This is a genomic window from Caloramator sp. ALD01, from assembly GCF_000472625.1.
Taxonomy (GTDB): Bacteria; Bacillota; Clostridia; order Clostridiales; family Caloramatoraceae; genus Thermobrachium; species Thermobrachium proteoclasticum.
The window spans coordinates 84,093-98,802 of sequence record NZ_AXAA01000008.1 but is presented as its reverse complement, the minus strand read 5'-3'; the positions used below and the strand labels follow the sequence as shown (position 1 = coordinate 98,802).

Annotated in this window: 17 protein-coding genes and 1 other annotated feature (1 of these 18 running past the window's edge); of the genes, 11 read left to right on the top strand and 6 right to left on the bottom strand. The window is 31.9% G+C overall.

Going from position 1 to position 14,710, the window contains the following annotated elements; translation table 11 throughout:
- Positions 1 to 311: 311 nt before the first annotated feature.
- Positions 312 to 1,694 (top strand): TldD/PmbA family protein, encoded by a 1,383-nt coding sequence (locus tag A3M9_RS0105885; protein ID WP_027308401.1) that lies wholly within the window; start codon positions 312 to 314, stop codon positions 1,692 to 1,694.
- 11 nt (positions 1,695 to 1,705) lie between these two features.
- Positions 1,706 to 3,052, top strand: a complete 1,347-nt coding sequence (locus A3M9_RS0105880; RefSeq protein ID WP_027308400.1) for a TldD/PmbA family protein — start codon at positions 1,706 to 1,708, stop codon at positions 3,050 to 3,052.
- 42 nt (positions 3,053 to 3,094) lie between these two features.
- Here A3M9_RS0105880 and A3M9_RS0105875 read toward each other — a convergent pair whose 3' ends face one another.
- Positions 3,095 to 3,358 carry a hypothetical protein gene (locus A3M9_RS0105875; RefSeq protein WP_027308399.1) on the bottom strand — a complete coding sequence of 88 codons (264 nt, stop codon included), beginning with the start codon at positions 3,356 to 3,358 and terminating at the stop codon, positions 3,095 to 3,097.
- A gap of 193 nt (positions 3,359 to 3,551) precedes the next feature.
- Here A3M9_RS0105875 and sdaAB point away from each other — a divergent pair, with 193 nt between their 5' ends.
- The 3 genes from sdaAB to A3M9_RS15050 all read left to right on the top strand — a co-directional run bounded on the left by sdaAB (position 3,552) and on the right by A3M9_RS15050 (position 5,332).
- Positions 3,552 to 4,223 carry an L-serine ammonia-lyase, iron-sulfur-dependent subunit beta gene (gene sdaAB / locus A3M9_RS0105870; protein ID WP_027308398.1) on the top strand — a complete coding sequence of 224 codons (672 nt, stop codon included), beginning with the start codon at positions 3,552 to 3,554 and terminating at the stop codon, positions 4,221 to 4,223.
- A gap of 14 nt (positions 4,224 to 4,237) precedes the next feature.
- Complete coding sequence (sdaAA, locus tag A3M9_RS0105865; protein WP_027308397.1) at positions 4,238 to 5,110, top strand: L-serine ammonia-lyase, iron-sulfur-dependent, subunit alpha; 873 nt, start codon at positions 4,238 to 4,240, stop codon at positions 5,108 to 5,110.
- A 111-nt stretch (positions 5,111 to 5,221) separates the two neighbouring features.
- Positions 5,222 to 5,332 carry an RCKP-type rubredoxin-like domain-containing protein gene (locus A3M9_RS15050; protein WP_341465373.1) on the top strand — a complete coding sequence of 37 codons (111 nt, stop codon included), beginning with the start codon at positions 5,222 to 5,224 and terminating at the stop codon, positions 5,330 to 5,332.
- 30 nt (positions 5,333 to 5,362) lie between these two features.
- On the opposite strand, the gene A3M9_RS0105855 is transcribed toward A3M9_RS15050, so the two are convergent.
- The 3 genes from A3M9_RS0105855 to pssA all read right to left on the bottom strand — a co-directional run bounded on the left by A3M9_RS0105855 (position 5,363) and on the right by pssA (position 6,692).
- The gene (locus tag A3M9_RS0105855) at positions 5,363 to 5,545 is read right to left on the bottom strand and encodes a hypothetical protein (RefSeq protein ID WP_027308396.1); all 183 of its coding nucleotides are present in this window, start codon (positions 5,543 to 5,545) and stop codon (positions 5,363 to 5,365) included.
- Positions 5,546 to 5,556: 11 nt separating this feature from the next.
- Positions 5,557 to 6,096: a rubrerythrin gene (gene rbr / locus A3M9_RS0105850; RefSeq protein ID WP_027308395.1), complete on the bottom strand. Its 540-nt coding sequence runs from the start codon at positions 6,094 to 6,096 to the stop codon at positions 5,557 to 5,559.
- Positions 6,097 to 6,185: 89 nt separating this feature from the next.
- Positions 6,186 to 6,692, bottom strand: coding sequence for a CDP-diacylglycerol--serine O-phosphatidyltransferase (pssA, locus tag A3M9_RS0105845; RefSeq protein WP_027308394.1), 507 nt, complete (start codon positions 6,690 to 6,692; stop codon positions 6,186 to 6,188).
- 168 nt (positions 6,693 to 6,860) lie between these two features.
- Between pssA and A3M9_RS0105840 the strand changes: the two genes are divergently transcribed.
- The 4 genes from A3M9_RS0105840 (at position 6,861) to A3M9_RS0105820 (ending at position 9,613) form a co-directional block, all read left to right on the top strand.
- Positions 6,861 to 7,343: a TVP38/TMEM64 family protein gene (locus A3M9_RS0105840; RefSeq protein WP_027308393.1), complete on the top strand. Its 483-nt coding sequence runs from the start codon at positions 6,861 to 6,863 to the stop codon at positions 7,341 to 7,343.
- A 215-nt stretch (positions 7,344 to 7,558) separates the two neighbouring features.
- Positions 7,559 to 7,987, top strand: coding sequence for a CBS domain-containing protein (locus A3M9_RS0105830; protein WP_027308392.1), 429 nt, complete (start codon positions 7,559 to 7,561; stop codon positions 7,985 to 7,987).
- Positions 7,988 to 8,045: 58 nt separating this feature from the next.
- On the top strand, positions 8,046 to 8,918 hold the full coding sequence (locus A3M9_RS0105825) for a YegS/Rv2252/BmrU family lipid kinase (RefSeq protein ID WP_027308391.1): 873 nt from the start codon (positions 8,046 to 8,048) through the stop codon (positions 8,916 to 8,918).
- A 62-nt stretch (positions 8,919 to 8,980) separates the two neighbouring features.
- Positions 8,981 to 9,613 carry a hypothetical protein gene (locus A3M9_RS0105820; protein ID WP_027308390.1) on the top strand — a complete coding sequence of 211 codons (633 nt, stop codon included), beginning with the start codon at positions 8,981 to 8,983 and terminating at the stop codon, positions 9,611 to 9,613.
- Positions 9,614 to 10,058: 445 nt separating this feature from the next.
- Here A3M9_RS0105820 and A3M9_RS0105815 read toward each other — a convergent pair whose 3' ends face one another.
- Together A3M9_RS0105815 and A3M9_RS13285 are read right to left on the bottom strand one after the other, a co-directional pair.
- Positions 10,059 to 10,688: a DedA family protein gene (locus tag A3M9_RS0105815; protein WP_027308389.1), complete on the bottom strand. Its 630-nt coding sequence runs from the start codon at positions 10,686 to 10,688 to the stop codon at positions 10,059 to 10,061.
- Between the two features lie 3 nt (positions 10,689 to 10,691).
- Complete coding sequence (locus tag A3M9_RS13285) at positions 10,692 to 12,506, bottom strand: YgiQ family radical SAM protein (protein WP_035165936.1); 1,815 nt, start codon at positions 12,504 to 12,506, stop codon at positions 10,692 to 10,694.
- A gap of 120 nt (positions 12,507 to 12,626) precedes the next feature.
- On the opposite strand from A3M9_RS13285, the gene A3M9_RS0105805 reads away from it, so the two are divergent.
- Together A3M9_RS0105805 and sleB are read left to right on the top strand one after the other, a co-directional pair.
- On the top strand, positions 12,627 to 13,664 hold the full coding sequence (locus A3M9_RS0105805) for a hypothetical protein (RefSeq protein WP_027308388.1): 1,038 nt from the start codon (positions 12,627 to 12,629) through the stop codon (positions 13,662 to 13,664).
- A gap of 164 nt (positions 13,665 to 13,828) precedes the next feature.
- Positions 13,829 to 14,464: a spore cortex-lytic enzyme gene (gene sleB, locus A3M9_RS0105800; protein ID WP_051350617.1), complete on the top strand. Its 636-nt coding sequence runs from the start codon at positions 13,829 to 13,831 to the stop codon at positions 14,462 to 14,464.
- Positions 14,465 to 14,554: 90 nt separating this feature from the next.
- Positions 14,555 to 14,710 (top strand) — a binding site (T-box leader); it runs 84 nt beyond the window's last position.

The following is a 14,710-nucleotide window of genomic DNA, read 5'->3' as shown; positions in this document are numbered from 1 at the left end:
TTTCTTTGTTTGAAAAAGTCCTACCCTCGCGATGCCATCGTCCTGATGGCCGCTCGGCTCGGCACGTCCTGTGCCGAATTACGGACTTTTTCAAAATCGAAAAGCAAGAATTGCTAAAGCTCATAAAAGAGCCAAATAAAATCCTTTTATGGGGCTTTTTATACTTTAGCTAATAAATGAGATTGTCAATAATCTTAAGTTCCTTTGCTCTTTTAATTTTTGCCATTATAATTGAATTTAAATAATATAAATGTTAATATATAGGTATTACCTGTAAAATTTAGGATAATATAATAATGGGAGGTGTAAGAATGATAGAAAAATCAATACTACAGGAAGTTTTAAATGAAGCATTAAAGACAGGTGGAGATTTTGCAGAAATTTACATAGAACAGAATGATTTAAATACTGCATATATGACAGATGGTAAGGTTGAAAGTGTACTGTCTGGAAAGGATTATGGTGCTGGGGTTAGAATTTTATCAGGTTTTAAATGCATTTATGCATATACGAATGATTTATCAAGGGAAGGACTTTTAAAGATAGCAAGGGATGCATCCTATGCATTAACTGGTGTTAAAAATGTAGAAAGTAGAGACTTTATCAAGCTTGATTACACAAATGCTCATCCTATATCTATAGTTCCAAGTGCAGTTGATATTTCGAAAAAGGTTTCAAAGGTTAAAGAGGCATATACTATAGCAAAAAACTACAGCAGTGAAATAGTGCAGGTTTCAGTTAGATATGTAGATAACGATAAAAAGGTTTTAATTGCAAATTCAGAGGGATTATTTGCAGAGGATAGGAGAATAAGAACAAGGATGGCTATTGAGGCTGTTGCTTCTGACGGAAATGAAAATCAAACAGGATTTTTTGGCCCAGGAAGGCTTATGGGGTTTGAATTCTTTGATAATGTTGATATAGAGTGGCACGCGAAGGAGGCAGCAAGGATTGCAGTAACAATGCTTCACGCAGACCTTTGCCCTTCTGGTGTTATGCCTGTTGTTATAGATAATGGTTTTGGAGGTGTTATATTCCACGAAGCGTGTGGACACTCCCTTGAGGCTACATCAGTTGCAAAGGGACATTCAGTATTTTCAGGAAAGCTTGGTCAAAGGATTGCTTCAGAGGTAGTAACTGCAATAGATGATGGAACTATTCAGAATGCTTGGGGTTCATCAAATATTGATGATGAAGGACATCCAACACAAAGAAATGTTTTAATTGAAAATGGAATATTAAAGGGATATATGATAGATATGTTAAATGGAAGAAGAATGAATATGAAACCAACAGGAAATAGCAGGCGTGAGAGCTACAAGTATGCACCAACCTCAAGAATGACAAATACATTTATTGCAAAAGGAGATAAAACACCTGAGGAGATAATAAAGTCAACAGAGTATGGACTATATGCAAAATATATGGGTGGTGGTTCGGTAAATCCTGTAACAGGTGATTTCAATTTTGCTGTAAATGAGGCGTATCTAATAAAGGATGGAAAAATAGATAGACCAGTAAGAGGGGCTACACTTATAGGAAAGGGTTCTGAGGTTTTACTTGATATTGATATGGTTGGAAACAATTTAGAGTTAGGACAGGGAATGTGTGGTTCTGTAAGTGGAAGCGTTCCTGCCAATGTAGGTCAGCCTATGATTAGAGTTAAGAAGATGACTGTTGGTGGAAGAAGGTAGGAGGTGATAATATGGAGCTTAATAAGTTTATTGAAGAGCTTTTTAGAAGGGGCAGAGAAGAAGGTTTTAGTGATATGGAGGTATATTACATAGATTCTGATAGCTTTGAGGTGAATATATACAATCAAGAGGTAGATAAGTATAATGTAAATAAAAATAAAGGAATTTCCCTTAGAGCTATTTATGATGGAAGGCTTGGGTATGCATATTCAGAAAAGTTTGAGGAGGAGGATATAGAATTTCTGATTAAAAACGCCAAAAACAATGCAAAGGAAACACAAACAGATGTACTTCCTGAATTTTATCAAGGAGGTAAATACAAAGAAATTGAACAGGATGTTAATGTTGATATTGATGCAAAAAAGAAAATTGATGATGCTATGTTTATGGAAAAAAGAGCAAAGGAATATGATTCAAGGATTGATTCTGTAAACTACTGTCTTGTAGAAACTACTAAAGGAAGAAGAAAAATAGTAAATACAAAGGGACTTAACTTAGAAGAAGAGGGTGGTGTAGGTGTAGCATACATTGCAGTTGTTGCAAAGGATAAGGATGATGTAAAAAGTGGAAGCAGCTTTAAGGTAACAACTAACTACAATAAAATAGACTTCGAAAAATTAGTAAAAGAGGCCTGTGACGAGGCTATTAATTCCCTCGGTGCAGAAAGTATACCATCAGGAAAATATAAGGTAATACTAAGACGTGATGCAGCTGCAACACTACTTGCAACATTTTCATCAATTTTTTCAGCAGATTCAGTGCAGAAGGGATTTTCGCTTTTAAAGGGAAAATTAAATACAAAGATTGCATCCGATAAAATAACCATATTAGACGATCCATTTTTAAAGGATGCCCCCTTAAGTTGCTCCTTTGACGATGAGGGTGTAGAAACATATACAAAGGAGGTTATTAAGGATGGTGTTTTAAAAACTTTTCTTTATGACATAAAGACAGCCAAAAAAGATGGAGTAAAATCAACTGGTAATGGATTTAAATCCACCTATAAATCACCGGTAGTAGTTGCACCTACTAATATGTATATTGTAAAGGGTACTTTAGGGTATGAAGAAGCAATAAAAATGCAAGAAAAGGCCCTTATTATAACAAGCCTCCAAGGGCTTCACTCTGGAGCAAATCCTGTTTCAGGTGATTTTTCACTTGCAGCAGAGGGATACCTTGTGGAAAATGGAAAAATAACAAAACCAGTTGAACAGATAACAGTTGCAGGTAACTTTTACAATGTTTTAAATGAAATAGAGGAGGTACTTTCTGACTTTGAACTTGCACTTCCAATAGGACTTGGAAGTTATGGAAGCCCAAGTATTATAATTAAAGAACTTAATGTGTCAGGAAAATAAAATTACAAGTGCCAAGACAAGTCTCTTGGCACTTATTCAAATTTATTTTTGATAATTTAATGTAAGCCTTATTATTCTTCTCACAAGTCTTCTTGCAACAGGATAAGGCATATTGTACATTTTTAGCAGCACAAATATTTCAGGATTGTTTTTTTCAATTTTGTTTAGTATTCTATCGACCTCATTAAATTGCCCTTTTTCTTCAAAATCACCTTTTTGTCTATCATCTTCGTCATCTTCGATATCTACAATAATAGGTACCATATTTGGCATAATCATTGTTGGAATCATATCAAAAGGGTTCATTAAAATAATACCTCCTAATTTGACTTACATTATATAATATTAATATAATTTAAATTTTGTTAAACAAATTTATTTGCAACTGTCTTTTCTTATAAAAATTAAAAAGAATTTTAAATTTCTATTGTTTAAAAATTAATAAAATGATAAAATTAAAGTGAAAATAATGTCGAATTTTAAGAGAGAGGAAGATAGTATGAGTAGTTTAAGTTCCTTCGATATCATTGGACCTATAATGGTTGGGCCATCAAGTTCGCACACAGCAGGAGCTGCAAGACTTGGAAAGGTTGCAATGTCTATTGCAGGAGGTAATTTCAAAAAGGTAATATTTTATCTTCACGGATCCTTTGCAAAGACGTATCGTGGACACGGAACAGATAGGGCACTTGTTGCAGGTGTACTTGGAATGGAAACCTATGATGATAGACTTAAGTATTCTTTAGATATAGCTAAAGAGAAGGGAATAGAAATAGAATTTGTTGAGTCAGATTTAGGTGATGTTCATCCTAATACTGTAAAAATTGTTTTTTATAAAGAGGATGGAACTAAATTTGAGGTTGTAGGTTCATCTATTGGTGGAGGAAATATAATAATAACAGAAATAAATGGAGACAAGGTAGAGTTTACAGGAGACTATCCAACACTTATTGTTAAACAAAAGGACGTTAAGGGTATGATAAGTTCGGTTACTGCTATTTTAGCAAGTCAAAATATAAATATAGCAACTATGAGGGTTACAAGAAGAGCAAAGGGTAAAGAGGCTCTTATGATAATTGAAACAGATGCTGAAATAAGCGAATATGTATTAAAGGTCATTGAAAAGGTAGAAAATATTATTTCAGCAAAGGCTATAAATCCTGTAAAGTAATTGGAGGTTAAGGTATGTACAATACAGGTTTAGAATTGATGGAGTTGGCAAATTCTAAAAAGTGTAAGATATATGAGATTGTAATTGAAAATGAAGTAGAGCTTCAGGGCTTAAGTAGAGAAGAGATAATATTAAAGATGAAAAAGGCCCTTGATGTGATGAAATCATCTGCACAGGAGGCACTTGATAAGGAAATAAAATCAGTAAGTGGACTCATTGGTGGAGATGCAAAAAGACTTGAGGATTATAGAAAAAATGGAAATACATTGTGTGGCGATACAGTAGTTAAGGCAATGGCAAGAGCTCTTTCTTGTTCTGAGGTAAATGCAGCTATGGGAAGAATAGTTGCAGCACCAACGGCTGGATCCTGTGGAATTTTACCTGCTGCATTAATTACAGCGGGAGAAAAGTTAAACAAAACTGAAGATGAGATTGTAAATGCTCTATTTACGGCATCAGGTATAGGTCAGATTATTGCAAAGAATGCAACCGTATCTGGGGCAGAAGGAGGCTGTCAAGCAGAATGCGGTGCAGCAGCTGCTATGGCAGCAGCAGCTATTGTAGAAATGGCTGGAGGTACACCAGAGATGTGCCTTAACGCAGCTTCAATAGCATTAAAAAATATAATGGGACTTGTATGTGACCCAATAGCAGGTCTTGTTGAGGCACCCTGTGCTAAAAGAAATGCATCTGGAGTTGTAAATGCATTAATTTCATCAGAGCTTGCACTTGCAGGAATAAAAAGCATTATTCCATTTGATGAAGTTGTGGAGGCAATGTATAGGGTAGGGAAGGCACTTCCGGAGGCATTAAGGGAGACTGCACTTGGAGGAATTGCAGCAACCCCAACTGGAATTAAATTAAGAAAACAGGTATTGGGAGAATAATAATTATATTTAAAAGATAATTATTATTGACAAATACAAAAAATGTAATTAGAATGATAATAAGAGTGGAATTTCCACTCTTATTATATTATACAAAAGGTGGGTTGTGTTATGGCTGTTTGGAAATGTACAGTATGTGGAGAAACAAAGGAAGGAAGATGTAGGCCTCAAAAGTGCCCAAAATGCGGTGCAACAAAGGAAAAATTTGAAAAGCAGCAATAAAATAAACAAAAGGTGCCCAGCACCTTTTGTTTATCTATTTGATTGCTTTAAATATTCTTCACTAAATTCCTCATCAATCATCTCAAATAATTTTAATTTATTTTCATAATCATCTTCACTGCCATCAGCTCTAAAAAATCTATTGTTTTCAAATATATCCTCTTCATCTTCAAAATAGCTAATTGGCACCCAAACAATCATACAAGGACACATTACATTCACCTCTATTTATAGTTCTCACAGTAGATTTCAAAGAAGGCCCTCTTAAAGGCACATAGTGGACAAACTTCAGGTGCTTCAGTTCCTTCGTGAACATATCCACAATTCAAACACTGCCATTTAACAGGAATATCCCTCTTGAACATCTTACCTGATTTTAGATTTTCAAGTATCTTTAAAAATCTAATCTTATGATATTCTTCTGTTTCTGCAAGTTCTTTATAAAAGTCTGCTATTTCAACAAATCCTTCTTCACGAGCAACCTTCTCAAACTCTTTATAAAGTTTTTCTGCTTCAAAGGCTTCATTCATAGCACAATCTAAAAGATTTTCAGCAGTAGTTTTATTTTCCTTTAAGAAATCATCATATACTCTTCTGGCGTGTGCCTTTTCGTTGTCTGATGTTATTTCAAATATCTTTGCTATAAACTCAAAACCTTCTTTTCTTGCTTTTTCTGCATAGAATGTGTACTTATTTCTTGCTCTTGATTCTCCTGCAAATGTTTTTAATAGGTTTTTTTCAGTTTTACTTCCCTTAAGATTCATTAGAATCCTCCTAAATCAATTTACTCACAGTTATATAATATGTATTATGTTTAAAAAATTTTACAAAAAAATAGGGTAAAAAAACCCTATTAAAACTTCTTAATTTGCAGTTTACTAACCATTAAGTAAGCAAAAACAATAAATATAACTGTTGATATATAGTTATGAGGCTTATATAATCCAATTAGATTATCAAGTGCAACTACTGCACCTGCAACAGTTATAGGTACACCAGTAAATACATTATTGAATTTTGTTACATTAAACCTTGCAAGTCTGAAGGCACCGGCTATTGGAAATAAAAGCGTTATGATATAACCTATAAGTCCAAAATTAATTAAATATAATTGCCAACTTAATATTGCTGGTGCAGCACCAAAGGAAACAAGGTCTGCCAATGAATCAAGTTCCTTTCCAAGTTCACTTGAAACCCCTATTCTTCTTGCTATCCTACCATCATATCTATCAAGTAGAGCTGCTGACATAATCAAAATTGCTGCTAACTTTAGATTGTTGTTGAAGGTAGCCATAATAGATACCATTCCAAGGGATAGGTTAGCAAAGGTAAATAAATTAGGAATAAAATCTTTTTTCAAAACAATCACCCCAAATAAAATATTTAAGTTACATTGAAGTAAAACATAAAATGTTATACAATATTTAATGTAACTGCTTTTAGGATTTTTATTTAATTTACTAAGTATATATTATAAACAAAAACAAACTTTTTTACAATAATATGAAGCAATTTTGGGGTGGTATATTTGACAAAAAAAAGATTATATAAATATATAGCTATATTTATATCATTTATAGCCATAATATACTTATTTAAAGTTAGTAAATTACATTTTTGTTTTAATAGAGTTAGTATAAAAAGTCTAAAGAGTTTTATAGAGAGCTATGGTAAATATTCAATATTTGTTATTTTGATTATTTATGCAGTAAAACCCTTTATTATGTTATTCCCAACTTGGGTTCTTGGCGTTGTTTCAGGGATATTATATGGATGGTTTTTAGGGTATATAGTTTCACTAATTGGATGTTTTATCTCTGCAACTGTAGGCTACTATGTAGCGGGATTTTTAGGTAAGGATTTTGTCCATAAAATTACAAAGGGTAAATTGAATAAATTTGATAAAGTATTAAAGAAGGATGGTTTTAAGATTCTATTTTTAATGAGGCTACCTGTAATTTTCCCATATGATGCTTTAAGTTTAGCCTGTGGACTTACTTCCATAAGATAAAGAGATTTTATATTAGCAAGTGTACTTGGTGTTATGCCAGAGATGTTTGCATATAATTATTTTGGGAATTCCTTTAATACAAGGCATTATAGGAGTCTCCTTATTCCTGTAACTATAATAATAATACTTTTGGTGGTTTCTTATATAATAAAGGATATGAAGGAGTTAGAGTAAAAAAACACCTTCTGGAAATACTAAATATGGAGGTGTTTTGAATGAAGGTAAAGGATATAATGACAAGGGAAGTTGTTACAGTAACTCCTAACACACCTGTAAAAGAAGTTGCAAATTTAATGAAAAATTACAACATAGGTTCAGTTCCAGTCTGTGAAGGTAATAGAGTGGTAGGAATAATTACAGATAGGGACATAGTTTTAAGGGATGTTGCCTATGGCAAAAATCCGAGTGAAGTATTAGCAATGGATGTTATGACAGTTGGTCTTACAACAATAAATTCAGATAAGGATATTCACGATGCTGCAAGGCTTATGGCAGAAAAGCAAATAAGAAGGCTTCCTGTTGTTGAAGATGGAAGACTTGTTGGAATGTTGGCACTTGGAGATATTGCTGTAACAAACAGGCTTCACGATGATGCAGGTGAAGCATTAAGCGACATTTCTAAACCAAATGACATAATGTTCTAATCCCTGCAGTTGCAGGGATTAGATATTTTGAGTAGTATATAATCTGGGGGGCGATAATATGAAAAAGGCAAGACTTATTTATAATCCATATTCTGGTGATAGATCCTTTAGAAATAGGTTAGATGCTGTAATAGATAGACTTCAATTAGCAGGATATGAAGTAACTCCATATAGAACAATGTCAATAGAAGATATATACACAAGTATGAAGAGGGCAAAGGATTATGATGTGATACTTGTTTCAGGTGGAGATGGAACAATTAATCACGTAATAAATGCAATGATTTTAAATGAAATTAATGTTCCTCTTGGAATATTCCCCTATGGAACAGCAAATGATTTTGCATCGCACTTAGGGATACCAAGAAAAATAACAGAAGCCTGTGATGTAATTGCAAAGGGTAAACTTAGTGAATTTGATTTAGGAAAGATTAATGATAGGTATTTTATAAACGTTGCAGCAGGAGGCCTTTTAACCGATGTTTCACAAAAAATTGACATAAATATGAAGAATACCCTTGGAAAAGTAGCCTATTATCTAAAGGGAATAGAACAGCTTCCAAACTTTAGAGCTATTCCAATTAAAATAACCTGCGATGGAAAAACAATAGAGGAAAATATATATTTATTTGTTATATTAAATGGTTCCAGTGCAGGAGGTTTTAAACTTGCACCAGATTCAACTGCAAATGATGAAAAACTTAATTTAATTGCAATAAAGCAGTGTAATCTTGTAGAACTATTTAATTTATTCTTAAAGATGTTAAAGGGAGAACATCTTGAGAGTAGCAATGTAATATACTTAAAAAGCAGTGAATTTAAAATAGAATGCGATGAAAACATAGAGACAGATATAGATGGAGAGGTGGGACCCCAATTTCCACTTAATGTAAGAATATCTTCTAAAAAGATAAAAATATTTACGCCTTAAGGTTATAAATAAAACAGTTCAATAATATTAATTAAATAGTAGCAATATAAAAGAGGTAAAAGGTGAAAACTTTATTTTCATTAATTTTTATATGCTGTGTTTTATGCTTATTTAATTTTTATATTCTACTAAAGAAAAAACAAAAGTATAGTGTTGTTTTAGCCCTATTATTTTTTATATCTTCCTTTAGGTATATATTAATTTATCTGTTTCTCAGCGTTAAAAAGTTAAACTATCTATTTAATCTTGGCAAATTTATTTTAATACCAGTTGTGCTTTTTACTATAGGCCTATATTGCATATATATTTTGAATAGGAAATCAGAAATCGGACTAATAGATAAGTTGCTTATGGTAGTATTTCTAATATTAGAAGTATATATAATCTACATTGTACCAAATAATTTTATAAAATATTATGGTGGATTTAAGTTCATATGCAGTAATGAATATAGGAATTATTTGATTCTTTTAGTAGCATTTTTTGCATTATTATTTATTTTTATTGCTTCAAACTATTTTAGAATAATTACTTCAGCCTATTTTAAAGCTTTAAACCTTCTCTATATTATTGGTTATTTAATCTTTTTAATTCAGGCTATTTCTATTTATGTGGGAATGGAACTTAAGACAATGACATTAATTCCAGAGGTTATTTTATTAATTGCAGCATTTTTAGATATAAGTTCAACTTGATTAAAAAGGATGTTGCTCACTACTGTAAGTGGGTAACATTTTTTTGTATATATCATAATTGAATTATGAAAAAAGCCCTAACAAGGGCTCAGGCTGTTAAAAAGTTATATGTTGATTAGCCCCATGAAGGATTTCTTAGGCATTCGTTCATTTCGCTAAGCAATTCTAAGCTTTTCTTTATTTGAAAAAGTCCTACCCTCGCGATGCCATCGTCCTGATGGCCGCTCGGCTCGGCACGTCCTGTGCCGAATTACGACTTTTTCTACGTCTAAAGCTAAGAATTGCTAAAGCTTATGAAAGAGCCTATTGAAATCCTTTCATGGGGCTTTTTCATACTTTAGCTAACAATTAGTTTTGGCAACAGCTTGAGCCCTAATAAGAGTTTAATTTATTTGGTAAAAAAATTAATGTTAATGTAATCATTATTAGGGATAAATATTTTTGCTTATTTAACTGACCTTCTATATAGCTTTATTCTGTTTCTTACCAATAAATAAAGTAATGATATTATAACAGTTATTCCAACGATTAGCCTATAATATTCCTTTATAGAAGCCTTAATTATTTCAATATTATCTCCTGTTAGGGCACCAGCAGAAAACAGCATTGTATTATGCAAAATATTGGCCAATAAAATAGATATAGTAGCAGGTATCAATGGAAGTTTGAAAATACCTGCTGCAATAAATGTAAGAGAACCAAGTCCTGGAATAAACTTGTTTATTAGAATAAAAAATACACCATATTTTTTAAATAGATCCTCTAATTTGTGTATTTTATCAAGATTAAAAAATTTAATTATAAACCTATTGTTTAGTACAATGTCTGATTTTATATAGCTTAGGTAATAAAGAAACATACTGCTTAAGAAGGAACCAGATATAGTAGAAAGAAGCATTAAGTATTTGTTAAATCCCATCCTATAGGTCAAATACCCCTGAAAAATAGTTATGGTGTCTCCTGGATATGGAGGAAAGAGTATTTGTAAACAGGAATTTAAAAAGAAGAAAAAATACGTTCCAATTAAGCTTTTATCGACGATTGATTTAACTATAATAAGAACCTGTCTTTCCATTTATCATCTACCCTTTTTCACCTTAGATTTTTTAGGTGGTATCAAACATTTTTTACCATATCCAATTAAATCCTCTCTTCCTGCCTTAATTAAAGCTTTATATACTAAATCATAATTTTTAGGATCCCTAAATTGTAATAGAGCCCTTTGCATTTCCTTTTCTTCTTTAGATTTAGGTACATATACCTTTTCTCCAGTTAGGGGATTCATCTCGGTATAATACATAGCTGTTGATAGACTACCCGGTGTTGGGTAAAAATCCTGTACCTGCTCAGGATTGTATCCCATATCTCTAATATATTCAGCAAGCTCTACTGCACTTTTTAATGTACTTCCTGGATGGCTTGACATAAGATAAGGTACTAAAAACTGGTTTAGTTTAAATTTTTTATTTTTCTCAAAATATTTTTTAACAAATGCATCATATACTTTTCTATTTGGTTTTCCCATAAGGCTTAATACTTCATTACAAATATGTTCAGGTGCAACCTTAAGTTGCCCACTTATATGGTGTTTTATTAGCTCATCAAAAAATGCTTCGTTTTTATCCAGCATAAGATAATCATATCTTATTCCAGAACGTATGAATACCTTTTTTACACCCTTAATTTTTCTGATTTTTCTTAGCATACTTAAATACTCAGAGTGGTCAACCTCTAAATTTTTACAGGGAGTTGGAAAAAGGCACTGCCTATTTTTACATACGCCCTGTTCAATTTGTTTTTTACAGGAGGGTTTTCTAAAGTTAGCAGTAGGTCCTCCTACATCGTGGATATAGCCTTTAAAATTAGGAAGCTTTGTTAATGCTTCTGCCTCTTTTAGTATTGACTCTTCGCTCCTTGGTTGTATTACCCTTCCCTGATGAAAATTTAATGCGCAGAAGGAACATCCACCAAAACATCCCCTATGGGAGGTTATACTAAATTCAACCTCCTTTAATGCAGGAATACCCCCTTGTTGCTTATATATTGGATGGTAGGTTCTATTGTATGGAAGAGAATATACAAAATCCATCTCATCCTTAGAGAGTGGAAGGGAAGGTGGATTTTGGACAACATATTTGTTGTCGTGCCTTTGAACCAATGTTCTTCCCCTTATGGCATCCTGTTCCTCATACTGTATTTTAAAGGCCTTTGCATATTCTTTTTTATTAGTAGATACTGCCTCAAAGCTTGGAAGTTCAATATATTCTTTTAAATGGCTTATATCAGATGTCAAATAACAGGTTCCTCGTATATCTTTAATGTCCTTAATATTTTTGCCAAATTGAATCAGGTTAAGTATTTCCATAAGAGGTTTTTCTCCCATACCATATATAAGTAGGTCGGCACTACTGTCTATTAGTATTGAATTTCTAACCTTATCATCCCAATAGTCGTAGTGGGCAAATCGTCTAAGACTTGCTTCAATTCCACCTATTATTATTGGAACATCCTTATAGGCTTCCCTCAATCTATTACAGTAAACAATTACTGCTCTATCAGGTCTATATCCTGCTTTTCCACCGGGTGAATATGCATCGTCATTTCTTCTTTTTTTATGGGCTGTATAGTGGTTTACCATTGAATCTATGTTTCCTGATGATACAAGAAAAGCAATTTTGGGTTTTCCAAGCCTCATAAAATCATCTTTACTCTTCCAATTTGGTTGAGGTATTATACCAACTGTAAAACCATAGTGTTCTATAAGCCTTGTAATAATAGCGTGGCCAAAGGAAGGATGATCAACGTATGCATCGCCTGAAATATATATGAAATCAAGTTGTTCAATATTTCGTTTTTTCATATCTTCTCTGCTTATGGGTAGAAAATCTGCCATATAATCACCTCTTTTTGTATTGTTTTAGTATTATAACACAAAAATAATAATATAAAAAGAAAATAGGTATTTAAATAAAAATGTGATAAAATGTTAAGAGAAGTTAAAAGGGGTGGTATTTTGAAGAAAATAACGATTATATTGTCTATATTTTTAGTATTTATGTTTGTATATTATATTTATGATGTAGATATTAAGGAAGAAAGCTATAATATAATAGAAAATATAAAGTGGTGTCCCGATAACCAAAAAGTTGCTCTTAAGTATGAAAATGAATATAAAATAGTTGATTTGAATGGGAATCTACAGTATATAGTAGAAGAGAGAGGTATAAGATATAAAAATTATAATTGGATATTGTTGAATGGAAAATGGATTTTTTCAGAATTTAAGGTAGATGAAGTACCTAAAAATTTAAAGCTTACTAAAGACAAGATACAGGGAAAAGTATATGATCCAATATATAATATTTCAGGAAATATTATAATAACTAAAACAATATCAAACTCAATATTATATCTTATTGCAGTAGATAAAAATACAGGTGAGTATAATACTATATTTAATTTAGAAGATGCACAGAAGATAGATGTTAATTATATAGATGAGTATAGTGCTGTAGTAAAGGTTACAGAAAATAATAGGGATAGACTTTATTTAATAAATATTGAAAAGGACTATAATGTTTACAATTTAACAGAATTTAAAAATTTAGAGTTAGCACTAAATACCTTAAATTTAAAAGATAATGCTGTATCTATAATTACAAACTATAAATACAATGATTTATACATAAATTATTTGGATATAAAAAAATTAAAGCTTGTTTATAATGATTTAAACACTAAGGATTATTATTATATTGATTATAAAGGTAGGTTTAAAATAGAACTTTCAGATATATATTCGGTGGTAGTAGATGATAATTATATATATATAGTTTGTAGAACGGGAGATACATTTAAAATATTTCAAGTTGATGTAAAAAATAATGTATATAGCAACATATATAAAAGCAACAATCTAATTGAAGATATTAGATTGGTAAATGGAGAACTATATTTTACAGAGCTTAATGTTGTAAATAATATTAGTGCCTATAAACTTTTCAAATATTCTAATGGACAGCTAAAACAGATATGTGATAATAAAAGATAGAAGTTTAAAACTATGATATTTGGCAAAACCAATATATCATAGTTTTTTATTTTTTAAAATTAAGGAGTTTTTGTAATAATTTATATCGTTTCTTGGAAATAATAAGATAATGAAGGAGGGGATGTAAGTTGAAGAAGGCATTTTTAGCTGTATGGGTAGCATTTATGATGTATTTTGCATATTTTATTACAACAAGCGTTATTAATGCCCAAACCTATTCCTATGGTTCAAGAGGAGATGTAGTTAAAGAAATACAAACCAGACTAAAAAGGTGGGGCTATTATAATGGAGCAATAGACGGAATATATGGATACCAAACCTATACAGCGGTTAAAAACTTTCAAAGAAAAAATGGACTAAATCCTGATGGTGTAGCAGGGCCTAAAACATTAGCAGCACTTGGAATAAATGTTTCGCAAAACAAAACTCAAAGTACATCGGGGGTAGGTTCTCAAAATTTAGACCTTCTTACAAGGGTTATAAATGGTGAGGCAAGAGGAGAGCCCTATATAGGTCAAGTTGCAGTTGGAGGAGTTGTTTTAAATAGAGTTAGGGATCCAAGATTCCCTTCCACAATACCAGGAGTAGTTTATCAGCCCGGTGCCTTTACAGCAGTTGTAGATGGCCAAATAAACGCTGGAGTTGTTGATAGTTCTAAAAAGGCAGCAATTGATGCATTAAATGGATGGGATCCATCAGGTGGAGCTATATACTATTACAACCCCGAAAAGACAACAAATAAGTGGATATTATCAAGACCTGTTATAAAAGTTATTGGAAAGCATATATTTTGTAAATAAAAATACATAAAAAAATTTAAAAATATTTATTGATTTTTTTGATGCTGTTGCATATAATATAAATAAGAAATCCGAGTAAATTAATAGGAATTAAACACGGTGAAGAGGGAAAGTAAATTATATAAAGCTTTACAGAGAGGAACTCCTTGGCTGAGAGAGTTCTAAGCAGAGTATAATTGAAGTGCCCCTTGGAGTGTTAGGCCGAAAATAGAAGTAGGCTGTTACGGGAGCTCCCGTTATAGAGAT